This window comes from Pelagerythrobacter sp. Soil_C_18 (assembly GCF_057657235.1).
This window is the reverse complement of the sequence record NZ_JBDGIU010000004.1, coordinates 96,297-120,530: the sequence shown is the minus strand read 5'-3', so window position 1 is coordinate 120,530 and position 24,234 is coordinate 96,297. Positions and strand designations below refer to the sequence as shown.

The 24,234-nt window shown below is 66.9% G+C and carries 23 protein-coding genes; 13 read left to right on the top strand and 10 right to left on the bottom strand.

Features of this window, described 5'->3' with window-relative positions; translation table 11 throughout:
• The first annotated feature begins 92 nt into the window (after nt 1-92).
• Nucleotides 93-1,631 carry an acyl-CoA synthetase gene (locus AC3A5N_RS10810; protein ID WP_487737330.1) on the top strand — a complete coding sequence of 513 codons (1,539 nt, stop codon included), beginning with the start codon at nt 93-95 and terminating at the stop codon, nt 1,629-1,631.
• Here the strand turns inward: AC3A5N_RS10810 and galU are convergent.
• Nucleotides 1,628-2,500 carry a UTP--glucose-1-phosphate uridylyltransferase GalU gene (gene galU, locus AC3A5N_RS10805; protein ID WP_487737329.1) on the bottom strand — a complete coding sequence of 291 codons (873 nt, stop codon included), beginning with the start codon at nt 2,498-2,500 and terminating at the stop codon, nt 1,628-1,630. The genes AC3A5N_RS10810 and galU overlap by 4 nt on opposite strands.
• 78 nt (nt 2,501-2,578) lie before the next feature.
• On the opposite strand from galU, the gene murA reads away from it, so the two are divergent.
• Both murA and AC3A5N_RS10795 read left to right on the top strand, forming a co-directional pair.
• Nucleotides 2,579-3,862: a UDP-N-acetylglucosamine 1-carboxyvinyltransferase gene (gene murA / locus AC3A5N_RS10800; protein ID WP_487737328.1), complete on the top strand. Its 1,284-nt coding sequence runs from the start codon at nt 2,579-2,581 to the stop codon at nt 3,860-3,862.
• A gap of 60 nt (nt 3,863-3,922) precedes the next feature.
• Entirely contained in the window at nt 3,923-4,153 is a 231-nt protein-coding gene (locus AC3A5N_RS10795) for a hypothetical protein (protein WP_487737327.1), read from the top strand.
• 43 nt (nt 4,154-4,196) lie between these two features.
• Here the strand turns inward: AC3A5N_RS10795 and AC3A5N_RS10790 are convergent, their stop codons facing one another.
• Nucleotides 4,197-4,430, bottom strand: coding sequence for a ribbon-helix-helix domain-containing protein (locus AC3A5N_RS10790; RefSeq protein ID WP_487737326.1), 234 nt, complete (start codon nt 4,428-4,430; stop codon nt 4,197-4,199).
• Nucleotides 4,431-4,657: 227 nt separating this feature from the next.
• Between AC3A5N_RS10790 and sugE the strand changes: the two genes are divergently transcribed.
• The 4 genes from sugE to AC3A5N_RS10770 all read left to right on the top strand — a co-directional run bounded on the left by sugE (nt 4,658) and on the right by AC3A5N_RS10770 (nt 7,133).
• Nucleotides 4,658-4,975 (top strand): quaternary ammonium compound efflux SMR transporter SugE, encoded by a 318-nt coding sequence (gene sugE, locus AC3A5N_RS10785; protein ID WP_487737325.1) that lies wholly within the window; start codon nt 4,658-4,660, stop codon nt 4,973-4,975.
• 364 nt (nt 4,976-5,339) lie between these two features.
• The gene (locus tag AC3A5N_RS10780) at nt 5,340-6,191 is read left to right on the top strand and encodes a TIGR02587 family membrane protein (protein ID WP_487737324.1); all 852 of its coding nucleotides are present in this window, start codon (nt 5,340-5,342) and stop codon (nt 6,189-6,191) included.
• Nucleotides 6,192-6,202: 11 nt separating this feature from the next.
• Nucleotides 6,203-6,634, top strand: a complete 432-nt coding sequence (locus AC3A5N_RS10775) for a hypothetical protein (protein WP_487737323.1) — start codon at nt 6,203-6,205, stop codon at nt 6,632-6,634.
• Nucleotides 6,635-6,692: 58 nt separating this feature from the next.
• Complete coding sequence (locus AC3A5N_RS10770) at nt 6,693-7,133, top strand: hypothetical protein (protein ID WP_487737322.1); 441 nt, start codon at nt 6,693-6,695, stop codon at nt 7,131-7,133.
• Nucleotides 7,134-7,184: 51 nt separating this feature from the next.
• Here AC3A5N_RS10770 and AC3A5N_RS10765 read toward each other — a convergent pair whose 3' ends face one another.
• Nucleotides 7,185-7,706, bottom strand: a complete 522-nt coding sequence (locus AC3A5N_RS10765) for a GNAT family N-acetyltransferase (protein WP_487737321.1) — start codon at nt 7,704-7,706, stop codon at nt 7,185-7,187.
• A 146-nt stretch (nt 7,707-7,852) separates the two neighbouring features.
• On the opposite strand from AC3A5N_RS10765, the gene AC3A5N_RS10760 reads away from it, so the two are divergent.
• On the top strand, nt 7,853-8,626 hold the full coding sequence (locus AC3A5N_RS10760; protein WP_487737320.1) for a helix-turn-helix domain-containing protein: 774 nt from the start codon (nt 7,853-7,855) through the stop codon (nt 8,624-8,626).
• Nucleotides 8,627-8,751: 125 nt separating this feature from the next.
• Here AC3A5N_RS10760 and phbB read toward each other — a convergent pair whose 3' ends face one another.
• Together phbB and AC3A5N_RS10750 are read right to left on the bottom strand one after the other, a co-directional pair.
• Nucleotides 8,752-9,474 carry an acetoacetyl-CoA reductase gene (phbB, locus tag AC3A5N_RS10755; protein ID WP_487737319.1) on the bottom strand — a complete coding sequence of 241 codons (723 nt, stop codon included), beginning with the start codon at nt 9,472-9,474 and terminating at the stop codon, nt 8,752-8,754.
• 120 nt (nt 9,475-9,594) lie between these two features.
• Nucleotides 9,595-10,350, bottom strand: a complete 756-nt coding sequence (locus AC3A5N_RS10750) for a hypothetical protein (RefSeq protein WP_487737318.1) — start codon at nt 10,348-10,350, stop codon at nt 9,595-9,597.
• 345 nt (nt 10,351-10,695) lie between these two features.
• On the opposite strand from AC3A5N_RS10750, the gene AC3A5N_RS10745 reads away from it, so the two are divergent.
• From AC3A5N_RS10745 to holA, 4 genes are read left to right on the top strand one after another with little or no spacing between them, the layout of a single operon-like run.
• The gene (locus AC3A5N_RS10745) at nt 10,696-11,145 is read left to right on the top strand and encodes a DUF3576 domain-containing protein (RefSeq protein WP_487737317.1); all 450 of its coding nucleotides are present in this window, start codon (nt 10,696-10,698) and stop codon (nt 11,143-11,145) included.
• Nucleotides 11,146-11,170: 25 nt separating this feature from the next.
• Entirely contained in the window at nt 11,171-13,690 is a 2,520-nt protein-coding gene (gene leuS, locus AC3A5N_RS10740; protein ID WP_487737316.1) for a leucine--tRNA ligase, read from the top strand.
• Nucleotides 13,687-14,178, top strand: coding sequence for an LPS assembly lipoprotein LptE (lptE, locus tag AC3A5N_RS10735; protein WP_487737315.1), 492 nt, complete (start codon nt 13,687-13,689; stop codon nt 14,176-14,178). Before leuS ends, lptE begins: the two co-directional genes overlap by 4 nt.
• Nucleotides 14,175-15,203: a DNA polymerase III subunit delta gene (gene holA, locus AC3A5N_RS10730; RefSeq protein WP_487737314.1), complete on the top strand. Its 1,029-nt coding sequence runs from the start codon at nt 14,175-14,177 to the stop codon at nt 15,201-15,203. Before lptE ends, holA begins: the two co-directional genes overlap by 4 nt.
• Before the next feature lie 70 nt (nt 15,204-15,273).
• On the opposite strand, the gene AC3A5N_RS10725 is transcribed toward holA, so the two are convergent.
• The 3 genes from AC3A5N_RS10725 to AC3A5N_RS10715 are packed head-to-tail and all read right to left on the bottom strand — an operon-like array spanning nt 15,274 to nt 17,130.
• A complete protein-coding gene (locus tag AC3A5N_RS10725; protein ID WP_487737313.1) occupies nt 15,274-15,825 on the bottom strand; it encodes an LptA/OstA family protein in 552 nt (183 codons plus the stop codon).
• Entirely contained in the window at nt 15,822-16,490 is a 669-nt protein-coding gene (locus tag AC3A5N_RS10720) for an LPS export ABC transporter periplasmic protein LptC (protein ID WP_487737312.1), read from the bottom strand. The genes AC3A5N_RS10725 and AC3A5N_RS10720 overlap by 4 nt, the downstream gene beginning before the upstream one ends.
• Nucleotides 16,491-16,512: 22 nt before the next feature.
• Nucleotides 16,513-17,130 (bottom strand): ribonuclease D, encoded by a 618-nt coding sequence (locus AC3A5N_RS10715; protein ID WP_487737311.1) that lies wholly within the window; start codon nt 17,128-17,130, stop codon nt 16,513-16,515.
• An 82-nt stretch (nt 17,131-17,212) separates the two neighbouring features.
• Here AC3A5N_RS10715 and ung point away from each other — a divergent pair, with 82 nt between their 5' ends.
• Nucleotides 17,213-17,896, top strand: coding sequence for a uracil-DNA glycosylase (gene ung, locus AC3A5N_RS10710; protein WP_487737310.1), 684 nt, complete (start codon nt 17,213-17,215; stop codon nt 17,894-17,896).
• Between the two features lie 7 nt (nt 17,897-17,903).
• Here ung and AC3A5N_RS10705 read toward each other — a convergent pair whose 3' ends face one another.
• Together AC3A5N_RS10705 and gltB are read right to left on the bottom strand one after the other, a co-directional pair.
• Complete coding sequence (locus tag AC3A5N_RS10705; RefSeq protein WP_487737309.1) at nt 17,904-19,340, bottom strand: glutamate synthase subunit beta; 1,437 nt, start codon at nt 19,338-19,340, stop codon at nt 17,904-17,906.
• 73 nt (nt 19,341-19,413) lie between these two features.
• Nucleotides 19,414-24,054 (bottom strand): glutamate synthase large subunit, encoded by a 4,641-nt coding sequence (gene gltB / locus AC3A5N_RS10700; RefSeq protein WP_487737308.1) that lies wholly within the window; start codon nt 24,052-24,054, stop codon nt 19,414-19,416.
• Between the last annotated feature and the right edge of the window lie 180 nt (nt 24,055-24,234).

Genomic DNA, 24,234 nt, shown 5'->3' with positions numbered 1-24,234 from the left:
CCGCCTTTTTTCTTGCTGCCGCGGCCCGGGCAGCTAGGTTTCGAATCACAACGAGACGCCGGCAGGGCGCCGTGAGTGGAGAGAAACCGACGATGCATCCCATTACCCACGCCGAAACGCGTCCCGACCGCCCCGCGATCGTGGTCGCAGGCTCCGGCGAGACGGTTACGTATGCCGAGCTCGATCGCACCGCCAATTGCTTTGCGCACTTCCTGCGCGCACAGGGCCTGGGGCGAGATGACGCATTCGGCCTGCTGATGGAGAACAACGCGCTCTACCTCCAGCTCGTGTGGGGATCGCAGCGCGCGGGCACGATGCTGGTCCCCGTCTCGACCCGCCTCACCGCGCCTGAGGTCGCTTACATCCTGAAGGACAGCGGTGCGAAGCTGCTGATCACCTCGATGCAGTTTGCCGAGGTGACCGAGGGTGTTCGCCGCGAATGCCCCGATCTGCCCGTGTTCGTGCTCGGCGGGGACGGGGACGCTGCCCTCGAAGCGGCGATTGCGGTCCAGCCGTTCGAACCGATCGCCGACCCCTGCCCCGGGCTCTACATGCTCTATTCTTCGGGCACGACCGGGCGGCCCAAGGGCATACGCCCCCCGCGCCCGCAGGACGACGACGTTCAGGCGGCGCACGCGCTGGTCATGCTCGCGGTGATGGGGCCGGGCATGCCGGCGGACGGGGAGCTGGTCTACCTCTCGCCCGCGCCGCTCTATCACGCCGCGCCGCTCGCCTGGTGCTGCACGGTCCACCGGCTCGGCGGCACAGTGGTGATCATGGAGAAGTTCGATCCTGAGGCCGCATTGGCCGCGATCGAGAAATACCAGGTGACCGACAGCCAGTGGGTGCCGACCCATTTCGTGCGCATGCTCAAAATCGATGATGCCGTGCGCGCCCGCTATGACCTTTCGAGCCATCAGCGCGCCATCCATGCCGCGGCGCCCTGTCCGATTCCGGTCAAGCAGGCGATGATCGAGTGGTGGGGGCCGATCCTGGTCGAGTACTACGCCGGATCGGAGGGCATCGGGATGACGCTGATCCGCAGCGATGCCTGGCTTGCGCACCCCGGCTCGGTCGGCCCGGCGCTCCATGGCAAGATCCACGTGTGCGGGTCCGAGGGCGAGGAGCTGCCGCCTGGCGCCGACGGGCTGATCTATTTCGAGAACGACACGATCCCGACCTATCACAACGATCCGGCCAAGACCGCGGAGGCGATGCATCCCGAAGGCTGGATGACCCTGGGCGACATCGGGCACGTGGACGACGACGGCTTCCTCTACTTGACCGACCGCAAGAGCCACATGATCATCTCGGGCGGGGTGAACATCTATCCGCAGGAGATCGAGAACCTGCTCGTCACCCATGACAAAGTGATGGATGCGGCAGTGATCGGTGTGCCCGATCCGGATCTGGGGGAGAGGGTCGTCGCCGTGATCCAGCCGCGCGACATGGCGGATGCGGGCGCGGCGCTCGAGGCCGATCTCCGCGAATTCCTTGCGCCCCAGCTCGCCCGAATCAAGATGCCCAAACAGTTCGATTTCCGCCCCGACCTCCCGCGCGAGGCGAACGGCAAGCTCTACAAGCGCGAACTGCGCGACGAATATGCCGCCACGGCGCGCGAGGACGCTTAGCCCAGCAACCGCTTGGCGATCGCGCGGACTTCCTCGCCCATGTCCTCGCGTTCGAGCGCTAGGGCGAGCGTTGCTTCGACAAAGCCGGTCTTGCTGCCGCAGTCGAAACGGCGGCCGGCGAAGGTCACCGCATGGAACGGTTGGCCGCCGATCATCCGCGCCATGGCGTCGGTCAGCTGGATTTCGCCCCCCGCGCCCTTCTCCTGATCCTCCAGCGTGCGCATGACCTCGGGCTGGAGGATGTAGCGACCCGAAACGATCTTGTTCGAGGGCGCCTCGTTGATCGGCGGCTTCTCCACCAGGCCGCGGACTTCCGTCAGCGTGCCGCGCTCCTCGCCCGGATCGATCACGCCGTAGCTCGATACTTCCTCGCGCGGCACTTCCAGCACGCTGATGAGGTTGCCGCCGACCTCTTCGTAAGCCGCGACCATCTGCTTCATGCAGCCGGGTTCGCCGACCATAAGCTCGTCGGGAAGGAGGATCGCGAAGGGTTCGTCGCCGACTATCGCGCGGGCGCACCAGATCGCATGACCGAGCCCGAGCGGGACCTGCTGGCGCACGGTGATGATGTCGCCGGGCGGGAAGCGCGTCGGTTCGAGGATGTCGAGGCTCTTGCCCCGCTCGCGCATAGTGGTTTCCAGCTCGAAGGCGGTGTCGAAATGCTCGACGATCGCCGTCTTGCCGCGCCCGGTGACGAAGATCATCTGCTCGATCCCCGCCTCGCGCGCCTCGTCCACCGCGTACTGGATCAGCGGCCGATCGACGATCGGCAGCAGTTCCTTCGGAATCGCCTTGGTTGCAGGGAGAAAGCGGGTGCCCAGGCCGGCAACGGGAAACACGGCCTTCCGGATCGGTTTTCGTGCGCTCATGACAATTGGATAGGTAGCGCGCGGGACCAGCGCAACCGGCGACTTGCGGGAGCATCGATTCACGCTAAACGCTCGACCATGGACAAGATCATCATCGAAGGCGGCAAGCGGCTCTCGGGCACGATCCCGATCTCCGGCGCCAAGAACGCTGCGCTTACGCTCATCCCCTGCGCACTGCTGACCGAAGAACCGCTGACGCTGCGCAACCTGCCGCGGCTGGCGGATATCGACGGCTTCCAGCACCTGATGAACCAGTTCGGGATCACGACCTCGATCCAGGGAACGCGGCCCGAGGATTTCGGCCGCGTGATGACGCTGGAAGCGCCGCGGATCACCTCGACCGTCGCGCCCTACGAACTGGTGCGCAAGATGCGCGCCTCGATACTCGTGCTCGGCCCGATGCTGGCGCGGATGGGCGAGGCGACCGTCTCGCTGCCCGGCGGCTGCGCGATCGGCAACCGCCCGATCGACCTGCACCTCAAGGCGATCGAGGCGTTCGGCGCGGAGATCGAGCTGGCGCAGGGCTATGTCCGCGCACGCGCTCCGGACGGCGGGCTGCCCGGCGGGGAGTTCGACTTCCCGGTCGTTTCGGTCGGCGCAACCGAGAACGCGCTGATGGCGGCGGTTCTCGCCAACGGCACCTCACGCCTGTTCAATGCAGCGCGCGAGCCCGAGATTGTCGACTTGTGCAACCTGCTCGTCGCGATGGGCGCGCAGATCGAAGGCATCGGCACGTCCGACCTGACGATCCACGGCGTGCGGCGGCTCCATGGGGCGACCTATCGCGTAATGGCGGATCGGATCGAAGCGGGTTCCTACGCCTGCGCGGCGGCGATCACCGGGGGCGACGTTCTGCTCGAAGGCGCGAAGGCCGAGGAGATGCAGGCGACGCTCCACGCCCTGCGCAACATCGGCATTCACGTCGAAAGCGAGGCGAAAGGCGTGCGCGTCGGGGCCAACGGGCGGCTTCGGGCGGTGAATCTCTCGACCGCGCCTTATCCCGGCCTCGCGACTGACATGCAGGCGCAGCTCATGGCGCTGCTCACCCGCGCCGAAGGCACCAGCGTGCTGACCGAGACGATCTTCGAGAACCGCTACATGCACGTGCCGGAGCTCAACCGCATGGGCGCGAACATCGAGACCTCGGGCCGCACCGCGATCGTGCATGGAGTCGAGCGGCTGACCGGCGCCGAAGTCATGGCGACCGACCTGCGCGCTTCGATGAGCCTGGTCATCGCCGGCCTTGCAGCGGAAGGGCAGACGCAGGTGCGCCGTCTCTACCACCTCGACCGCGGCTACGAGCGGCTGGAGGAGAAGCTCGCTCTGGTCGGCGCGCAGGTCGAACGGATCGGCGACGAGTAGCTTCGGCGCCGCGGACCTTTCCGCCCGATGCCGCGTTGGCCAGGGGAAAGGAGTTCGATCATGGCATTACTGAAGTTGGCAGCACTCGGAGCGCTCGGATACGCCGGGTACAAGTACTACGAAAAGCACAAGGGGGACGACCGCGCAGCCTTCGCCGGGAACCAGGGGAACGCGAACGTGCGTGACGCCGGGCCCGAGTCGATGCGCGACAAACCGAAGCGCGGCTGGAGCAAGGCCGACGAGGCGAGCGACCAGAGCTTTCCAGCGAGCGATCCGCCAGCGACCTACTAGGCGGCGTGCGGCAGGCGGGCAGCGGACGACGCGTTCGCCTGCCCTAGTCCCGCGTGGATGCCACCAGCCAAATGCGGATCGCGCCTGCGAGGCCGGGCGGGTGCTCGGCCCTGATCCGCTCCTCGTCGATTCGCGCCACGAGCGCATTAAGCGGTACCGCCTCGCGCTCTGCCGCTGCGCGCAGCATGTCCCAGAACAGCGGCTCGAGGCTGATCGATGTCTTGTGCCCGGCGATCTCGACCGAGCGTTTGACCGGCGGGTGATAAGGAGCAGACATCGCGCCGGCCTAGCACGTCTGCGCGTACTTGACGTGCCTGTTCAGTCTGAATGCGGAACGGCTTCGCAGTCAGGCCCGGACGTCCTGCGGCAGCTGGTTGCCGGCGGTGACCAAGGCATTGACCGGCTGCTGCGCCACCCTAGATAGCCTCCCCGAGGCCACGTCCTCGCCCCAACATGGGGATGATGAAGACCGGGACGCCCCGGCAGCTTGTGATGGAGGCTGCTATGGCTTGGTTGGTACTTTTTGTCGCCGGGTTGCTCGAGGTCGTCTGGGCCTTTTCGATGAAGCTTTCGGAAGGCTTCTCTCGCCTCGGCCCTTCGCTGGTCACGCTCGTCGCCATGGCGGCCAGTTTCGCACTGCTCGCATGGTCGATGCGCAGTCTGCCGCTAGGGACTGCCTACACGGTGTGGACCGGCATCGGCGCGCTTGGCGCTTTTGTCGTGGGTATCGTCTTTCTGGGTGAAAGCGTGACCGCCGTCCGCCTCGTTGCCGCAGCGCTTATCCTGAGCGGCCTCGTCCTGATGAAGCTGTCGAGCGCGTAAAGTCTCTGCTCGCCTGACTTGGCGTTTCCTAGATCGGCCTTCCCTTCGTGATCGGGAGAACAGTCCGTGTCCGAACAGATTCTTTGCCGCGACGTGATGGCCATCACGCCCGACAGCGGACCTTTCAGGCAAGCCATCGGGGCGAACTGCACGGTCGCATCGCTCGAAGTCGGGAGCCAGGCGAGGATGTGCTTGCCGGCCTCACGCGCTTCTTCCCCGACGGGCGGCTGCCCGTGATGGGCTCGTTGGCGGGATTCTCCCGCTTCTAGGCCCGCCCGCAGGTGCGTATGACGGGAGGAACCGCTCACGCCATCGGCCCGTTCTGCCTCTACAATGATGTTCCTGGACCGCGACAGGGGTTCGCATGGCTAGCCAAGCGGCGAACGAGCACCCCAACAGGAAATACGCGATCGGGCTGGCCCGCGCGTTCGGCGGCGCGATCATCTTCGGCCTGCCGAACCTGATGACGATGGAGATGTGGTTCCTCGGCTTCTATCTCGACCGCACGCGCCTGATCCTCTTCCTCCTCGTGAACTTCGCGATCCTGGTAGGTCTCTCCCGGTTCTCCGGCTTCGAGGAGACGGCGAGTTCCAAGGAGGATCTGCTGGATGCGCTCGCCGCCTACGGGGTGGGTGTGATCGCGTCCGCCGTCACCCTCACTATCTTCGGAATTCTGCTGCCCGGCATGCCGCTGGGTGAGATCGTCGGCAAGATCGCCGTGCAAAGCGTTCCGGCCAGCTTTGGCGCGATCATCGCGCGCCAGCAGATGAGAGGCAAGACGGACGAGGAGGAGGACGAGGAGCGCGACGTGGCCGAGCGTCGCGGCGGCTATGGCTGGCAGCTGTTCCTGATGGTGGCCGGGGCGCTGTTCCTGGCCTTCAACCTCGCGCCGACCGAAGAGATGATCCTGATCGGCTTCAAGATGTCGCCCTGGCACGGCATCGCGCTGGTGCTGGTCTCGCTTCTGATCCTCCACGCCTTTGTTTACGGCGTCGGCTTCGCCGGGCAGGAACAGCCGCCTGAAGGGAGCGGCTTCAGGCGGGTTTTCATCAGCTACACGATTGCAGGGTACGGTATCGCGCTGCTCGTCAGCCTCTATGTGCTGTGGACCTTCGGACGGATGGATGGTGCAGACCTGACACAGATTGCCTCCATGACGGCGGTTCTCGCGTTTCCGTCAGCAGTCGGGGCGGCGATTGCGCGGCTGGTGGTCTGAAGGGGAAGCCGATGACGCAGGCCGGACACGAGGAGCAATCGGGAAAGCGGCACCGCAAGCAGCGGTCGCAACCTCCGCTGCTCGAATGGATATCCGCCGCGGTCGGGCTTTTGCTGACGTTGACAGTGCTCGGCGCGCTGGCGTGGGAGGGGCTGATGGGTCCGAACGGTGCGCCGCCCGCGGTCGAGGCGACGGTCAGCCGGATCACGCCCGTTCAGGCCGGCTACGTGGTAGAGGTCGAGCTGCACAATCGTTCGTCCGCCACGGCGGCCGCCGTGGAGATCGAAGGAGAGCTTACCAAATCCGACGGGACGGCTACGACCAGCACGGCGACCGTGGATTACGTCCCCGGGGAATCGACACGGAACGCCGGACTCTTCTTCAAGGACGACCCGCGCCGCCACCGGCTCGAAGTCCGCGCGCTGGGCTTCGCGGAGCCTTGAGCTGGCAGCGCCGCAGGGAACCCGCGCCTGCCCGCCGGCATTTCTTCACTTAGATTTCATGATCGCAAGCCAAGCCCTCTTTCTCGCCGGCGGCGTGGCGCTATTCGCGCTGCTAGGCGCGCTTCATATGGGCGGGTTGCGAGTGATCGGCTGGGGCAAGCGAGAGCGTCGGCGTCATCCGCACATGAGCGTCGTCGTGACGTTCTGGAGCCTCGGCCTTCTCCACCTCATCGAAATCGCGATCGGGGCGCTGGTGTTGTGGCTTCTGCTCCTGATACCGGGCGCCGGTTCGCTGGGCGCGGCGTTCGAAGGGGCGCCGGCGGACTATCTCTACGTCGCAGGCATCTCGTTCGTCACCCTCGGCTTCGCCCAAGTGGATACGGAAGGTCCGATCCGGATGGTGGTGATGCTGTTCTCGCTCGCCGGGTTCATGCTCATCACCTGGTCGGCCACTTTCATCTACACGATCTGGGGCGAGAGCTTCCACGAGAAGCCCTAAACCCGGCCCTCGAAAAGCCGCTGCGAGGGAGATGCACTTTCGCGGCGAAGGCTAGCGCAGAGCGCAGCGCATCAGAATGTCTGTCTGGACATCGGTACCGACAGTGAAGTCGTGCTTTCCAAAGGGCACGAAGTCCTGCCGTTCATAGAAAGCGATCGCCTTGGCGTTATTCTCCCAAACGCCCAGCCACACCGTATCGCAGCCCCGACGACGCGCTTCTTCCAGCGAGAAATCGAGCAGCGCCTTGCCGACTCCCCGCCCTTGCTGCCGCGCGTCTACATAGATGCGCTCGACCTCCAGCGTTTCGCCGTCGACCTGTTCCGTCTGCGCGTCGCCTGTGTTGATCTTGAGGTAGCCGGCGAGTTCGCCTTCGACTTCCGCGAAGAGGAAATGGGAATCAGGTGCCGCGAGCTCCGCTGCCATACGTTCGACTGCGAACGCGCGTTCTACATAGGCCGCCAGATCGTCGGGGGCATTGCCGCTGGCGAAGGCGGCAGCGAAGGTTCGCCGGGCGAGCTCCGCGAGCGCTTCAACTTCCGATGGATCTACCGGCCGGATCGTACAGTTCTCCATTGCGGTTGGGTATTCGGCGGCGTCGCATGCGGTCAAGTTCCGGCCGCCCCGATGCGCGCGCCGATACGATTTTTTTGGGGTGGTTCCCTCCCCGGGCGCCGCCTAGGCTTCGTGCTCGATCAGATCATGCGAACGCGGGCGAGCGAATGTCGGAAGGATATCAGGCTCTCACCGAAAAAGAGAAGCAGACGCTGCGGTTGATCGTCCGCGGCTATGACGCGAAGTCGCTGGCGCGGCGCCTCGGAATTTCCGTCCACACGGTGAACGAGCGCCTGCGCCACGCGCGGCGGAAGATGGAAGTTTCCAGCAGCCGCGAGGCGGCGCGAATGCTTCTCGACAAAGAGGGCGAAGGGCCCAATTTTCTTGCGGGCAAGCAAATGGGGGCAGCCGGACCAGCCCCTGGCGTGGGACACGATGGAGCAGTGGCGAATGGTCTCGATGCGAGGTCCCGCCGCTTCTGGATCATCGGAGGAATGCTCATGTCTCTCGTTCTCGCAACGCTCGCGCTCACATCCCTGTCGCAAGTCGCCGAACCCGCCGCGGGGAGCAGCCAGGCGGCCCCGGCCGATGCCGACGCTCCCGCTGCGGAAGTGGGGGACGAAATCATGGAGGCGGCGCGGCAATGGCTTACCCTCGTCGATCAGGGGCGCTGGGATGAAAGCTGGAACGAGACCGGCCGGGCCTTCAAGGAACTGAACACGAGCGAGAAATGGGCTTCGGTTTCCGAGCAGGCCCGGCCCCCGCTGGGCAAAGTGCTTTCGCGGACCCCGATCAGCCAGGAAGGCGTGCCGGCGCCGCCTTATGGTTACGAGATGATCAAGTTCCGCACGAGCTTCGCGAACAAGGCCGAGGTCACGGAAACCGTGACGCTGGTTCGCGAGGGTTCGAGCTGGCGGGTGGTCGGCTACTGGATTTCCTGACGGTACCGCGTCGGAAAGCGCCGGCAATTCCAGCCAAGGCGATGGCGAGCCGCCGCCGTGACGTCGAACGGGCTTGTCGGCTCGAGAGCCGCCAACCCGCCGGCCGAGCTAGCCGCTCGCCATCGTCAATACATGTGCTGGCCGCCGTTGATGCTCATCGTCGAGCCCGTGACGAAGCCGCCCTCGTCGCTGGTAAGGAAGGCGACGCCGCGAGCGATTTCGTCCGCCTGGCCGAGGCGCCCGACGGGGATCTTGGCTACGATCTTCTCCAGCACCGGCTCCGGCACCGCTGCGACCATGTCGGTGTCGATATAGCCGGGGGCGATCGCGTTGACGGTAACACCGGAGCGCGCACCTTCCTGCGCCAGCGCCTTGGTGAAACCGTGGATGCCGCTCTTGGCCGCGGCGTAGTTGACCTGACCGTACTGCCCGGCCTGGCCGTTGATCGAGCCGATGTTGACGATCCGGCCCCAGCCGCGCTCGCGCATTCCGGGGAAGCACGCCTTGGCCATGTTGAAGCATCCGCCGAGGTTGATCCGCATGACCTCGTTCCAGTCGTCGTACGTCATCTTGTGCAGCGTGCCGTCGCGGGTAATGCCGGCGTTGTTGACGACGATGTCGACGTCCCCGACCTCCTCCGTCACCCGCCTGCAGCCGTCCTGGCATGCCTCGTGATCGCCCACGTCCCACTTGTAGACCGGAATGCCGTTCTCAGCGGAAAAGCGCTGCGCTCTCTCGTCGTTGCCGGCATAGTTGGCGACCACCGTGCGCCCCTGCGCCTTGAGCGCGAGGCTGATCGCCTCGCCGATACCGCGGGTTCCGCCGGTGACGATTGCAACGCGAGCCATGGACTTGTCTCTCCGCCTGATTTTTGTGGGTCCCGAAGGTCTACGCGAAGGCTGCGCGACACAAAAGAAAAACCCCGCCGGGAGCGGGGTCTTGCAGACGAATTCAGGTGCCGATGACGGTCAGAAGCGGAACTGCGTGCCGACGTAGACCGCCTGGCTGTCCTGTTCCATGTCGGTGAGCGGGGCGAGCCGGTCGCGATCCTGCGACAGCCGCACGCCCGCAGTGACGTCCAGATTGCGGGTAACGCGGTAGGCGCCGCCGAGATCGACGGACTGATCGCCCAACCCTTCGAGCGTGCGCGGCGCGCGGCCGATACTGCGGTCCCGCTCAAACGCGATGCGTGGCTGGAACCGGCTCGGTTCTTCCTCGCGGCCCTGGGCCGGTTCGAAACTGGCGAGATCGGGAACGTCCATCTCGCGCACACCCTCGGGCAGCGAAGGCGCCTTGGCGAAGGTCTGATAACCGCGGGCAATGCCCAGATTGTAGCGGGTCGAGGCGATCGTCGCGGCACCGGTTCCCGGCTCTCCGGCGATCGAGGCCAGCGTCGAGCGGAACGAGATCGCGCGCGCGGTTTCCTTGTCGACGCGGACGGCCACGGTCACGGTGCGGTCGAGCGGCTTGGCGGGCCCGGCGGGCGTGAAGCGCAGCATCTGGCCGTGTGCGGCGACCTGCTGTGCGACTCGCCGGGCGAGCTGCGGATCGACCGATGCGGGCGTGAAGGGAGCGAACTGCCCGGCCGCAGGGGCGGCGGTTTCCCCATTCTCCAGCCCGACGAGCGCCAGGCCGGCCGAAGGAATCGCGAACGCAAGGCACGCAGCAGACAGCAGTGTGGGCGCAAACCCACTCTTGCGTGTCATCTTGCGTGACCCAGACATTGTAGCGCGTCCTTCCCCTTGTTCCCCCGCCATCCAAGCCGATCGGGCCTGAACAGTTCCTGACTTTGCCGCGCCATTCGCCCCGGTGAGACTCGGGCGCAAGAGAGTCGAAAGGAAAGCTAGGATCGATCCACCGCCTTGACCAGCGTTTTCCACAGGGGGCGCCCCGCGAATTCGGCGGGGGTGTTGCACCATGCACACAGGCCGCCGAGCGATTAAGGCGCGGTTCAAACGCCCGCGGGTCAATCCGGGCTTCCGAACATGCAGTCCACGCTGTGCTTGCCGCTCGCGCCGCGCGGGCTATAGAGATGGACGAGAACACTGACAGGATACGACCCGATCATCATGAACGCGAACCGCCTTGCTTCGACCGTTTCCCGCGGCCTGCTCGCCTCGCTGGCGCTCGCCGGCCTCACGGCCTGCGGTGGCGGCGGCCGTCCCGCTTCGGATCTCGCCGCCAGCCAGGTGACCACGATCGGCGTCAATTCCTACCTCTGGCGCGCGGCGCTGGAGACGGTGAGCTTCGCGCCGCTGCTCCAGACCGACAGCGCGGGCGGGGTGATCGTGACCGACTGGTACACGAACCCGGAGAACCCGAGCGAGCGAGTCAAGTTGACGGTCTCGATCCTCGACCAGGACCTGCGCGCCGACGCCGTGCGCGTCGCTGCCAGCCGTCAGGTTGCGCAGGGCGGAACCTGGGTCGATGCGCCGGTGCAGGCGGCGACGGTGCAGAAGCTCGAAGGCATCATCCTCACCAAGGCTCGCGACCTGCGCCGCCAGGCGGTGGTTTCCTAATACAATTCTCCCTAACGGGGTTTCCATGACCGAGAACCGTTTCGATCCGTCGCAGGCCGACGGGCGCTGGCAGCGCGCATGGGACGACGCGCGCTGTTTCGAGGCCGACAGCAATTCGACCAAGCCCAAGAGCTATGTGCTGGAGATGTTCCCCTATCCTTCGGGGCGCATCCATATCGGGCACGTGCGCAACTACACGATGGGCGACGTGCTTGCGCGCTACAAGCGGATGACCGGGCACGAGGTGCTGCATCCGATGGGCTGGGACGCCTTCGGCATGCCGGCCGAAAACGCGGCGATGGAGAAAGGCGTCCACCCCGGCGGCTGGACCCGTGCCAACATCGCCAACATGAAGGCGCAGTTGAAGCGCATCGGTTTCGCGCTCGACTGGAGTCGCGAGCTCGCGACCTGCGATCCGGACTACTACGGGCACGAACAGGCGCTGTTCCTCGACCTCTACGAAGCCGGGCTGGTCTATCGCAAGGAGAGTGAGGTCAACTGGGACCCGGTCGACATGACCGTGCTCGCCAACGAGCAGGTGATCGACGGCAAGGGCTGGCGCTCGGGCGCCGAGGTCGAGAAGCGCAAGCTCAACCAGTGGTTCCTCAAGATCACCCAGTTCGCCGGGGAACTGCTCGACGGGCTGGGTGAGCTCGATGACTGGCCCGACAAGGTCCGCCTGATGCAGGAGAACTGGATCGGCCGGAGCCGCGGTCTGCAGTTCTCGTTCGATCTGTCGGACGGCGAAAGCCTGGCCGTCTACACGACACGGCCCGACACGATCTTCGGCGCGAGCTTCGTCGCCGTGGCGCCCGACCATCCGGTCGCGCAGCGTGCGGCGATGATCAATTGCGACGCGGCCAAGTTCATCGAACAGTGCAAGCGCGGCGGCACCACCGCGGCCGAGCTCGAAACGGCAGAGAAGCTCGGCTTCGACACCGGCATCGGCGCGCGGCATCCGTTCACCGGCGAATACCTGCCGGTCTACATCGCGAACTTCGTGCTGATGGATTACGGCACCGGCGCGGTCATGGCGGTGCCCGGGCACGACCAGCGCGACTTCGAATTCGCGACCAAGTACGGCTTGCCGATCCCGCGCGTAGTGGCTGCGAGCGCCGATGAGGCAAGCAAGCCTTTCGCCGGCGAGGCCGAGGCGGGCGACGGCGTGCTGGTCAACTCGCAATTCCTCGACGGCATGGAGGTCGAGGCGGCCAAGCGCGAAGTGATCGCGCGCGCCGAGAAAGACGGCTGGGGCCAGGGCACGACCGTCTGGCGCCTGCGCGATTGGGGCGTCTCGCGCCAGCGCTACTGGGGCACGCCCATCCCGTTCATCCACTGCGCCGCCTGCGGCGTGGTGCCGGTGCCCAAGGACCAGCTGCCCGTCGTCCTGCCCGAAGACGTCGATTTCAAGACGCCCGGCAACCCGCTGCTGCGCCACCCGACCTGGAAGCACGCCGACTGCCCCAAATGCGGCGGCAAGGCGGAGCGGGAAACCGACACGCTCGACACTTTCGTCGATTCGAGCTGGTACTTCCTGCGCTTCGCCAGCCAGCCGGCCGACAAGCCGTTCGACCGCGACGAAGTGGCGAAATGGTTGCCGGTCGAGCAGTATATCGGCGGGATCGAGCACGCGATCCTGCACTTGCTCTATGCCCGCTTCTGGACCCGCGCGCTGCGGCATATCGGCCAGCTCGACTTCGCCGAGCCCTTCGCGAGCCTGTTCACGCAAGGGATGGTGACGCACGAGACCTACAGCCGCGAGATCGACGGGCGCACCGTCTACTATGCGCCGAACGAGGTCAGCCGCGAGGCGGAACGGGCGCTGCTCAAGGACGACGGCGGCGAGGTCGCGATCGGCCGCGTGATCAAGATGTCCAAGTCGAAGAAGAACACGGTCGACCCGGACGAGATCGTCGCGAAATACGGCGCCGACGCGGTGCGCTGGTTCATGCTGTCCGACAGCCCGCCCGAGCGCGACCTGCCGTGGTCGGAAGCCGGAATCGAGGGCTGCTGGCGCTTCGTACAGCGCCTCTGGCGGTTGTTCGGGCAATACGATGCGGCGGCAATCGGCGAGGACAAGACGCTGCTGCGCAAGACGCACCAGACCATTGCCGCGGTTGCCGAGGACGTCGAGGCGCTCTCGTTCAACAAGGCCGTCGCCCGGCTTTATGAACTGACCGGCGCGATCGAGAAGGCGCAGCCTTCCGCCACGCGCAGCGAAGCCATCCGCACGGCCCTGCTGCTCGCCAGCCCGATGATGCCCCACCTGGCCGAGGAAGGCTGGGCGGCGATGGGCGGCGAAGGCCTGATCGCGAACGCGGCATGGCCGAGTGTCGACCCGGCGCTGCTGGTCGAGGACGAGGTGACCATCGCCATCCAGCACATGGGCAAGCTGCGCGACACGCTGACCGCCCCGAGAGGCGCGCCGAAGGAAGACCTCGAAGCGCTTGCCTTGGCGAGCGAGAAGGTTCAGCGTTCGATCGATGGAGCAACCGTGCGCAAGGTGATCGTCGTGCCCGACCGGCTGGTGAACATCGTCACGTGATCCGCGCGGGCGCCCTCGCCGCGGCTCTGGTCGCGCTGTCCGGCTGCTCGCTGCAGCCTATGTACGCGGGCGGCGGAAGCGGCGCGGTGGCGCGCGGGCTCGCCGCTGTCGAAGTGCCCCCGATCGACGGGCGCGCCGGCTGGCTGGTGCGCAATGCCCTGCGCGACCGGCTTGGCGCGGCGGGCGAGGAAAGCCCGCGCTATCGTCTCGACGTGCGGCTCGATGATCGCCTCGAAGGACTCGGCGTGCTGAGCGACGACACGATCGGGCGCGAACGCCGCACGCTGCGCGCCCGTTACCAGCTTGTCGACACCGCTGACGGTTCGATCCTGCTCGATGCGACCGCCGGCTCCGACGCGGGGATCGACGTCGTCTCCAGCGAATATGCCACCATCGCCGCCGAGCAGACCGCGCTCGAGAATCTCGCGCAGGAGGTGGCCGACCGTATCGTGACGCAGCTCTCGCTCACGCTGCGCGAAGAGCGGTGAAGGCAACCCAGCGCGACTTCGCCGCTGCCGCCCGGCGCGCGGCGCAGCAGTGCCGGGTGTTCTTCTTCTGCGGGCCCGACGAAGCCGGCGCCTCGGCCGCCGCGGACAGGATTGTCGAACTGCTCGACGATCCGGGCGAACGCATCGAGATGTCGGGCGCGGCCCTGCGCAAGGATCCTGTTCTGCTCGGCGACGAGGCCCGCTCGGGCTCGCTGTTCGGCGATGCGCGCCACATCTACGTACGCGCGAGCGGTGACGAGGCGCTGGACGCGATCGGCAACCTGCTGCTGGGTACGGGCGAGGCTTGCCCGGTGCTGATCGTCGCCACCTCCGCCACCGACAAGTCGCGCACCGCAAAGCTGCTGGAGAAGCGTGACGACGCGCTGGTGGCGATGTTCTGGCCGCCCGATCTCGCCTCCGTCACCGCCGGCGTGCGCGGGATGGCGGATGCGGCGGGCCTGCGCCTCAACGGCGACATCGCCGAGCGGATCGCGCGCGCCGCCGGGCTCGACGTGCGGCTCGCGCAGTCCGAAGTAGACAAGCTCGCGCTCTATCTCGATGCTTCGCCGGCCGCGCCGAAGAATGCCGACGCCACCGCGCTCGACGCCATCGGCGCCTCGACCGAGGAAGACGGCTTCATGCCGCTGGTCAACGCCGTGCTCGCGGGCGAAACGCGCAAGATTCCGGCCGAACTCCACCGGCTGCGCGAGCTGTCGCTCAATCCGGTCGGCGTGCTGCTGGCGATCGAGCGGCGCGCCGCTCAGCTCGCGCAGATCGCCGCGAAGATCGGGCCGCGCGGCAACGTGGCGGCGGCGCTGGACGCGGAGAAGCGCGCCCGTCGCATCTTCTGGAAGGATGAACGCGACCTAGCCGCCCAGCTCAAGCACTGGCGCGGGCGCGAACTCGACCGGCTGGTGGCGAAGCTCGTCGCGCTCCACCGCGCGCTGCTCGCCAACAGCCAGTCGGCCGAGCTGCTGCTGTCACAGGGCCTCGCCGAAATCGCCCGCCGCGCCGCACGGCGGTGACCTGCATCTCCGTCATCCCAGCATAAGCCGGGATCGCGTGCAGCAATCCGGGACGTGCGGAGCGGCTCGACTAGTTCTCGGGGACCTGGAACGTGCCCGATACGCGCCCGTCAGACGTGGTCGACATGCCCGAGGCGCTTCCATCGACGCTCGACACGCCGGTCCTCAGATCGATCACCAGCCGCCCGCCGTTGAGCGTGTCGGTACCGCGGCGCAGGCGGACGTTGCCGGCCATGGTGATGATCCGGCGGTTGAAGTCGTAGACTGCGACGTCGCCGGTCGCCGATTCGCTGCCGCGCGTCACCTGCACGCCGCCCGTCGCGGTGATGCGCTGGATGCTCAGCGAACCGGCGTCGCTGTAGTTGACCAGCGTGCGCGCCGCGCGCAGGCGCAGGCCGGCCTGGGTGATGTCGACGTTGCCCGACAGGACAACGCGGTTCTGCCGGTCCTGCAGCTCGATCCGGTCGGCGGCATAGTTGACCGGTGCGTTCGAGTTGTGCCCGGCGATCGCCTGGGCGTTGATCTGCATCCCCGCGAACACGGCGAGAGCGCCGACGAAGCCGGCGAGCGCCCAACGCACTGCAGTGGAAAGGGGTGACGCGGTGGAAAGGTGCGATGTCATGAGGGCATCCTCAGTTCGCCCGGAATCATCCGCAAGCGGGCGTTGCCGTCAAGCGTAACCGTGCGTTCGGTCATGTCGGCGATCAGACGGTCGGCGGAGAACGTGCCGGCCGGGATCTCGCCTTCGACCCCGCCGCGCCCGACCATGCGCTTCGATGCGAGATCGACCGAAACCCCGCGTGCGACCATGCGATAGCCGTCGGCCGCGGTCAGACGGACCGGTCCGAAGACGGAGACGACTTCCTCATCGATATCGTAGGCGCCCGCCTGCGCGCCGAGGCGCGCCGGGCCTTCGGGCAATGCGATCCGGGCGACGAGGTCGTTCATCCGCACGATTCCTTCCGCGCTCGACCGCTGCACCGCCTCGCCGGCGGTCAGCGAGAACGGCCGTCCCTTGTCGTCCTGCCCGCGGTACATCGCGTTATCGACCCGCAGACGCTCGTCGATCATGGCGACTTCGTTGCGATCGAGCAGGAAGCTGACCTCGCCGCGCGGGCTGAGCGGGGTGATCACCATCAAGGCCGCGACCACGCCTATACCCATCGGCAGAACTTTGGCGAGAAGCGAGACGAGCCGGTCGTGCGACCCGCCGGGCGCGGCGAAGTGCTGCCGCTCGCTCCTCAGCCGGGCCGCCTCCTGTGTCTCGATCCGCCGTTTCGTCACCATCGTTTGCGCCTACCCGGAAGGACTACGCGTGGCTGAAAATATCGTTCTCGGCCCATCCGGCGAGGTCGAGCCGCGCACGGGTGGGCAGGAAGTCGAAGCAGGCCTGAGCGATCTCGGTGCGGCCCTCGCGCGCGAGCCGCTCGACGAAGATGGCGTGCAGGCGGTGGAGGAAGCGCACGTCGGAAGCCGCGTATTCGCGCTGTGCCTCGTTGATCTCCGGCGCGCCCCAGTCGGAGCTCTGCTGTGCCTTCGAGATTTCGCCGCCGAGCAGTTCCTGCACCAGGTTCTTGAGCCCGTGCCGGTCGGTATAAGTCCGCGTCAGCTTGCTTGCGACCTTGGTGCAGAACACCGGCGCGGCGGTGACGCCGAGATAGTGTTCGATCGCCGCCAGGTCGAAGCGCGCGAAGTGGTAGAGCTTGAGCCGGGCGGGATCGGCCAGCACGGTCTTGAGGTTCGGTGCGTCGTAGGGGCTGCCGACGCGGAACCGCACGAGGTGCTCGTCGCCGTGGCCGTCGCTGAGCTGGACGACGCAGAGCCGGTCGCGCGGGGTGATGAGACCCATCGTTTCGGTGTCGACCGCGATCGGCCCGTCGGCGAGCACGCCGGCGGGCAGGTCTTCTTCGTGAAAATGCACTGCCATAAGGCGCGGCTCTTAGGCGCATTGGGGATTGAGGGAAAGGGCTGCTGGAACGCGGCGCGCGCGCGGCCTATCCTGCCCGGCCATGAGCGACACTCTACCCCAGAGCTGGCTGCCGGTGCTCGATCCGGTGCTCTCCGCCCCGGAAGCGAGGCGGCTGGGCGGCTGGCTTCGCGCCGAGGAGGCGGCCGGGCGGACAATCTATCCCCCCCGCGGCACGCGGCTCGCCGCGCTGGACCTGACGCCGCTGGAGGACGTGAAAGTCGTGATCCTCGGGCAGGATCCCTATCACGGGCCCGATCAGGCGATGGGCCTGTGTTTCGCCGTGCCGCATGGCGTCCGCGTGCCGCCGAGCCTGGTCAACATCTACAAGGAGCTGGAAACCGATCTGGGCCTGCCGCGGCCCGACCACGGCGATCTGAGCGCCTGGGCGCGGCAGGGCGTGCTCCTGCTCAACAATTCGCTGACGGTGGAGGCGGGGCGCGCAGGCAGCCACGCGGGCAAAGGGTGGGAGATGATCACCGATGCCTGCGTCGCGGCCGTCGCGGCCCGGACCGAGCCGAGCGTGTTCATCCTCTGGGGCAGCCATGCGCAGGGTAAGGCGGCGCGCATTCCCGAACTCGCGCAGAGCGACCGGCACCTCGTGCTGCGCTCGCCGCACCCGAGCCCGCTTTCCGCCCATCGCGGCTTCTTCGGCTCGCGCCCGTTCAGCAAGGCGAACGCCTTCCTCGAGGCGCACGGCCGCGGCGCGATCGACTGGCGAGTCTAGGCGCGCCCTAGCGCGGCAGTTCGCTCGCGCCCATCAGGGCTTCGTCGACGGCACGGGCAGCCTGACGGCCTTCGCGGATCGCCCAGACGACGAGGCTCTGCCCGCGGCGCATGTCGCCGCAGGAGAAGACGTTGGGCTCGCTCGTGGCGTAGCTCTGCGTGTCGGCGGCGACATTGCCGCGCGCGTCGAGGTCGACGCCTGCGCGGTCGAGCAGCCCGCGGCGCTTGGGGCCGGTGAAGCCCATCGCGAGCAGGATCAGATCGGCCTGCAGCGTGAATTCGCTGCCTTCGATCTCCTGCATGCGTCCGCCGCACCATTCGACGCGCACGCATTCGAGCCCCGCCACTTCGCCGTTCTGCGTGATCACGCGTTTCGCCAGTACGGCCCAGTCGCGGTCCACGCCTTCCTGATGGCTGGAGGATGTGCGCAGCTTGAGCGGCCAGTTGGGCCAAGTCAGCGCCTTGTCTTCCTTCTCCGGCGGCTTGGGCATGATCTCGAGCTGGGTCACGCTCGCAGCGCCTTGCCGGTTGGAGGTGCCGACGCAGTCGCTGCCGGTGTCGCCGCCGCCGATCACGATCACGTGCTTGCCCGTCGCCGTCAGCGAGCCGCGCGGGGCGGCGCGCACTTCGTCGTCGCCGGCGTTGCGCTTGTTCTGCTGCGTCAGGAATTCCATCGCCAGCCGCACGCCAGGCAACTCGGCGCCCGGGATGTCGAGCTGGCGCGCCTTCTCTGCGCCGCCCGCCAGCACGATCGCGTCGAAGTTCTCCTTGAGCGCGGTGAACGATACTTCGACGCCGACTTCGCTGTTGGTGCGGAACTGGACCCCTTCGGCCTCCATCTGCACCGCGCGGCGGTTGATGAGGTGCTTCTCCATCTTGAAGTCGGGAATGCCGTAGCGCAGCAGTCCGCCGATCCGGTCGGCCTTCTCGAACACCGTGACGGCGTGGCCCGCGCGGGCGAGTTGCTGCGCGCAGGCGAGCCCGGCGGGACCCGATCCGATCACCGCGACCGACTTGCCGGTGGGCTTCTCGGCGATCTGCGGCTTGATCCAGCCTTCTTGCCAGCCGCGGTCGACGATGGCGCATTCGATCGACTTGATCGTCACCGGGCTGTCGACGATGTTCAGCGTGCAGGCCGCTTCGCACGGCGCAGGGCAGACGCGGCCGGTGAACTCGGGAAAATTGTTGGTCGAATGGAGCGTGTCGAGCGCACGCTTCCAGTCCGCCTCGTAGACCAGGTGGTTCCAGTCGGGGATCAGGTTGTTCACCGGGCAGCCGGTGTGACAATAGGGAATCCCGCAGTTCATGCAGCGCGCCGCCTGATTGCGCAGCTTGTCGTCCGGCAGGGGGACGACGAATTCCTTGTAGTGCGCAAGGCGCTCCGCCGGATCGGCGTAGCCGCCATCCTCGCGTTCGAATTCCAGGAAACCTGTTTCCTTGCCCATGGCGGTTACATCCAATTCAATTCGTCATCCCCAGCTTTCGCCGGGCTGGCGGGGAGGGCGAGAGCGTGCCGCATCATTCCGCTGCCACGCTTTCGGCCTCGATCCGCTCGCTTTCGAGCTGCTCGAGCGCGCGAGCGTAATCGCGCGGCATGACTTTGACGAAGCGTGTCAGCGCCACATCCCAATTCTCGAGCAGCGCCGCGGCCTTGGCCGAGCCGGTGTGCAGCTTGTGCCGCTCGACGAGGATGCGCAGGCGCTCCGCGTCGTGGCGCAGCATGTCGCCCATGCCGAGGTCGTGGACCGAGCGGGCGCGCTGCTGCGGACGGCCCGTGCCTTCCTCGGCATCGGGTGCGGCCGGCACTGGTAGCAGATCGACCTGCGCCGGGTTGCACAGGTGCTCGAAGTCGCCGTCTTCGTCATAGACGTAGGCCACGCCGCCGCTCATTCCGGCGGCGAAGTTGCGCCCGGTGCGGCCGAGTACGCAGACAACGCCGCCGGTCATGTATTCGCAACCGTGATCGCCGGTGCCCTCGACCACGGCGACCGCGCCCGAATTGCGCACCGCGAAGCGCTCGCCCGCGACGCCTGCGAAGTAGGCCTCGCCCGAGATCGCGCCGTAGAGCACGGTATTGCCGACGATGATGTTCTCGCCCGGATCGCGTGCGACATGGGCCGGCTGGCGCACGATGATGCGGCCGCCCGACAGGCCCTTGCCGACGTAGTCGTTGGCATCGCCCGTCAAATCCAGCGTGACCCCGTGTGCGAGCCACGCGCCGAAGCTCTGGCCGGCAACACCGGCCAGGTTGATGCGGATCGTCTCCGGCTTGAGGCCGGCGTGCCCGTGGCGGCGGGCGATCTCGCCCGAGAGCATCGCGCCGAACGTGCGGTTGACGTTGCGGATCTCGCGCTCGAGCTGGATCGGCGCGCCGCTGCTGATCGCGGAGCGGCAGGCTTCGATCACCTCATTGTCCATCGCGGCGGCGAGGCCGTGCTCCTGCACCTGCGTGTGATGCAGCGCGCCGCCACCCTGGGGCGCGGCCACCTGGAGCACGCGGGACAGATCGACGCCGTGCGCCTTCCAGTGGCGTTTCACCCGGCGCGTGTCGATCCTGTCGACGCGGCCGATCATCTCCTCGATCGTGCGGAAGCCCATGTCGGCCATGATCTGGCGCAGTTCCTCGGCGACGAAGAAGAAGTAGTTGATCACGTGCTCGGGCGTGCCGGTGAAGCGCTTCCTCAGCTCTGGATCCTGCGTCGCGACGCCGACCGGGCAGGTGTTGAGATGGCACTTGCGCATCATGATGCAGCCGGCGGCAATCAGCGGCGCCGTGGCGAAGCCGAACTCGTCGGCGCCGAGCAGCGCCCCGATCGCGACGTCGCGCCCGGTGCGCAGCCCGCCGTCGACCTGCACCGCGATCCGGCTGCGCAAGTCGTTGAGCAGCAACGTCTGCTGCGTCTCGGCCAGGCCGATCTCCCACGGAGAGCCGGCGTGCGTCAGGCTGGTCAGCGGCGAAGCGCCGGTGCCGCCTTCGTAGCCGGAAATGGTGACGTGGTCGGCCTTGCTCTTGGACACGCCGGCGGCGACGGTGCCGACCCCGACCTCGCTCACCAGCTTGACCGAGATGCGCGCGCTCGGCTGCACGTTCTTGAGATCGTGGATGAGCTGCGCGAGATCCTCGATCGAATAGATGTCGTGATGCGGCGGCGGGCTGATCAGGCCGACGCCGGGGGTCGAGTGGCGCACCGCGCCGATCGTCTTGTCGACCTTGTGGCCGGGGAGCTGACCGCCCTCGCCGGGCTTGGCGCCCTGGGCCATCTTGATCTGGATGTCGTCGGAATTGACGAGGTACTCGGTGGTCACCCCGAAGCGGCCCGAGGCGACCTGCTTGATGCGGCTGCGCATCGAATCGCCATTGTCCATCGGCGTGAAGCGATCGGGTTCCTCGCCGCCTTCCCCGGTGTTGGAGCGGCCACCGATCCGGTTCATCGCGATCGCGAGCGTGGTGTGCGCCTCGCGGCTGATCGAGCCGAAGCTCATCGCGCCGGTGCTGAAGCGCTTGACGATCTCACTCGCCGGTTCGACCTCCTCGATCGGCACCGGGGTCTCGGCCGGCTTCAGGTCCATCAGCCCGCGGATCGTCAGCAGCCGTTCGGACTGCTCGTTGATCTCCCGCGCGAACTCCTCGTAGCGCTCGCGCGAGTTGCCGCGGACTGCGTGCTGCAGGCTGGCGACACTGCCCGGCGTCCAGGCGTGGTCCTCGCCGCGCAGGCGGTACTGGTAGATGCCGCCCGCATCGAGCATGCCGCGGTAGAGCGGGTTGTCGCCATGCGCGAGCGCGTGGCGGCGGACCGCCTCTTCCGCCACTTCGGCAAGGCCGATGCCTTCGATGGTCGTCGCCGTGCCGGTGAAGTACTTATCTATGAAGGCGCTCGACAGGCCGACCGCATCGAAGATCTGCGCCCCGCAGTAGGACTGATAGGTCGAGATGCCCATCTTTGACATGACCTTGAGCATGCCCTTGCCGACCGCCTTGATGTAGTTCCGGCGCGCGTCCGCCGGCGCGATCTCGGGGAAGCGCTCGGCGCGCAACGCCTCGATCGTCTCGAATGCGACGTAGGGGTTGATCGCCTCGGCACCGTAGCCGGCGAGCACGCAGTAGTGATGCACCTCGCGCGCTTCGCCAGTCTCGACCACCAGGCCGGTCTGCATCCTGAGGCCCTGGCGCACGAGGTGGTGATGAACCGCCGCCGTGGCGAGCAGCGCGGGGATGGGAATGCGGTCCGATCCCTGCGCGCGGTCCGATAGGATCAGGATGTTGTGATCGAGCAGCACCGCCTCGGTCGCGGCCCAGCAGAGCTCCTTGAGCGCCATTTCGAGCCCGTCTGCGCCGCTGTGTGCATCCCAGGTCACGTCGAGCGTGTGCGTGCGGAAGGCTCCGTCGAGGGCGGCCTCGACCGAGCGGATCTTGGCGAGATCCTCGTTGGTGAGAATCGGCTGGCTGACTTCGAGCCGCTTGTGCGTGCCCGCCTCGCGGCCGAGCAGGTTGGGGCGCGGGCCGACCATCGACAGCAGGCTCATCACCAGTTCCTCGCGGATCGGGTCGATCGGCGGGTTGGTGACCTGCGCGAAGTTCTGCTTGAAATAGTCGTAGAGCAGCCGCGGCCGCTGGCTGAGCACGGCGAGCGGCGTGTCGGTGCCCATCGAGCCGATCGGATCGTCGCCGGTCAGCGCCATCGGCTCGAGGAAGCGGGCAATGTCCTCCTGCGTATAGCCGAAGGCCTGCTGGCGTTCGAGCAGTGCGGTCGTGTGGTCGGGGATCGCAGCAAGCTCGGGCTCGATCATGTCGAGATCCTCCAGCTTGTACTGCGTCTGCTCGAGCCACTTCTCGTAGGGGTGCGCGGCGGCGAGCTCGGCCTTGAGCTCGGCGTCCTCGACGATGCGGCCCTGTTCGAGGTCGATCAGCAGCATCTTGCCCGGCTGGAGACGCCACTTGCGCACGATGTCCGCTTCCGCGAACGGCAGCACGCCGCTTTCAGAGGCGAGGCAGACGAGATCGTCCTTGGTCACGCAGTACCGCGCCGGCCTCAGGCCGTTGCGGTCGAGCGTTGCGCCGATCTGACGCCCGTCGGTGAAGGCGACCGCGGCCGGCCCGTCCCACGGCTCCATCAGTGCGGCATGGTACTCGTAAAACGCGCGCCGGGCCGGCTCCATCAGCGGGTTCTTGGCCCATGCTTCGGGCATGAGCATCATCATCGCATGGGCGAGGCTGTAACCGCCGGCGAGCAACAGTTCGAGCGCATTGTCGAGGCAGGCGGTGTCCGACTGGCCGTGCGGGATCAGCGGCCACATCTTGTCGAGATCGGCGCCGAGCAGTTCGCTCTCCATCGTCCGCCGGCGCGCTTCCATCCAGTTCACGTTGCCGCGGACGGTGTTGATCTCGCCGTTGTGCGCCATGAAGCGGTACGGGTGGGCGAGGCGCCAGCTCGGGAAGGTGTTGGTCGAGAAGCGCTGGTGCACGAGGCCCAGGGCGGAGACGCAGCGGGGATCACGTAGATCGTCGTAGAAGCTGCCGACCTGGTTGGCGAGCAGCAGACCCTTGTAGACGATCGTGCGACTGGAAAAGCTCGGGATGTAAGTCTGCGTCAGCGCGGGCATCCCGTGCTTCTCGGCCAGCTTCGCAAGCGGATTGAGCGTCTGCTTGCGGATGACGATCAGTTTGCGCTCGAATGCGTCGCGATCGGCGCAGTTGTCGCCGCGCGCGACCACGCACTGGCGCATGACCGGCATCGATTCCACGACCGCCTTGCCGAGCCCGTCGAGCGTGACCGGCACGTCGCGCCAGCCGACCAGACGCTGGCCTTCCTTGGCGACGAACTTTTCGAGCTGTTCGGCGACGAAAGCGCGCGCCTCTTCGTCCTGCGGCAGAAAGCATTGCGCGACCGCATAGTCGCCAGCGGCGGGCAGGTCGCGGCCCGCCTCCGCCGCCCAGTCGCGGAACAGTGGATCGGGAACCTGAAGCAGGATACCCGCGCCGTCGCCCAGAAGCGGGTCGGCGCCGACCGCGCCGCGATGGTCGAGGTTGGCAAGAATCTCGAGCGCCTGCGCGACGATCGCGTGACTTCTCTGGCCTCTGATATGCGCTACGAAACCGACGCCGCACGAATCATGTTCGTTGCGTGGATCATACAGACCTGTCGGCGTGGGAAATCCCATCCAGAAACCTCGTCGTGTCAGGTGCCGAAGCGCGTGCCTCCCCCACGCTCCGGCAATGAAGCGCTTTCCGTGGCGCGCAATCGCGCACGAAAATTATCGCGAAGGCGCTTCATGACGATACGAACGGATTTTTGCAACTGCGAAGGCAGCGCATAGGTATTAGTAATTCTTGCGCGCGCA

Bases quoted from the DNA above. Each gene is read 5' to 3' on its own strand.
- gltB (WP_487737308.1), bottom strand. From the start codon at position 24,054: ATGGGATTTCCCACGCCGACAGGTCTGTATGATCCACGCAACGAACAT.
- AC3A5N_RS10770 (WP_487737322.1), top strand. From the start codon at position 6,693: ATGATCGCAAGCCAAGCCCTCTTTCTCGCCGGCGGCGTGGCGCTATTC.
- AC3A5N_RS10745 (WP_487737317.1), top strand. From the start codon at position 10,696: ATGAACGCGAACCGCCTTGCTTCGACCGTTTCCCGCGGCCTGCTCGCC.
- AC3A5N_RS10720 (WP_487737312.1), bottom strand. From the start codon at position 16,490: ATGGTGACGAAACGGCGGATCGAGACACAGGAGGCGGCCCGGCTGAGG.
- phbB (WP_487737319.1), bottom strand. From the start codon at position 9,474: ATGGCTCGCGTTGCAATCGTCACCGGCGGAACCCGCGGTATCGGCGAG.
- ung (WP_487737310.1), top strand. From the start codon at position 17,213: ATGAGCGACACTCTACCCCAGAGCTGGCTGCCGGTGCTCGATCCGGTG.
- murA (WP_487737328.1), top strand. From the start codon at position 2,579: ATGGACAAGATCATCATCGAAGGCGGCAAGCGGCTCTCGGGCACGATC.
- AC3A5N_RS10725 (WP_487737313.1), bottom strand. From the start codon at position 15,825: ATGACATCGCACCTTTCCACCGCGTCACCCCTTTCCACTGCAGTGCGT.
- AC3A5N_RS10765 (WP_487737321.1), bottom strand. From the start codon at position 7,706: ATGGAGAACTGTACGATCCGGCCGGTAGATCCATCGGAAGTTGAAGCG.
- AC3A5N_RS10780 (WP_487737324.1), top strand. From the start codon at position 5,340: ATGGCTAGCCAAGCGGCGAACGAGCACCCCAACAGGAAATACGCGATC.
- AC3A5N_RS10810 (WP_487737330.1), top strand. From the start codon at position 93: ATGCATCCCATTACCCACGCCGAAACGCGTCCCGACCGCCCCGCGATC.
- leuS (WP_487737316.1), top strand. From the start codon at position 11,171: ATGACCGAGAACCGTTTCGATCCGTCGCAGGCCGACGGGCGCTGGCAG.
- AC3A5N_RS10750 (WP_487737318.1), bottom strand. From the start codon at position 10,350: ATGTCTGGGTCACGCAAGATGACACGCAAGAGTGGGTTTGCGCCCACA.
- AC3A5N_RS10705 (WP_487737309.1), bottom strand. From the start codon at position 19,340: ATGGGCAAGGAAACAGGTTTCCTGGAATTCGAACGCGAGGATGGCGGC.
- AC3A5N_RS10790 (WP_487737326.1), bottom strand. From the start codon at position 4,430: ATGTCTGCTCCTTATCACCCGCCGGTCAAACGCTCGGTCGAGATCGCC.
- AC3A5N_RS10795 (WP_487737327.1), top strand. From the start codon at position 3,923: ATGGCATTACTGAAGTTGGCAGCACTCGGAGCGCTCGGATACGCCGGG.
- AC3A5N_RS10775 (WP_487737323.1), top strand. From the start codon at position 6,203: ATGACGCAGGCCGGACACGAGGAGCAATCGGGAAAGCGGCACCGCAAG.
- AC3A5N_RS10715 (WP_487737311.1), bottom strand. From the start codon at position 17,130: ATGGCAGTGCATTTTCACGAAGAAGACCTGCCCGCCGGCGTGCTCGCC.
- galU (WP_487737329.1), bottom strand. From the start codon at position 2,500: ATGAGCGCACGAAAACCGATCCGGAAGGCCGTGTTTCCCGTTGCCGGC.
- AC3A5N_RS10760 (WP_487737320.1), top strand. From the start codon at position 7,853: ATGTCGGAAGGATATCAGGCTCTCACCGAAAAAGAGAAGCAGACGCTG.
- sugE (WP_487737325.1), top strand. From the start codon at position 4,658: ATGGCTTGGTTGGTACTTTTTGTCGCCGGGTTGCTCGAGGTCGTCTGG.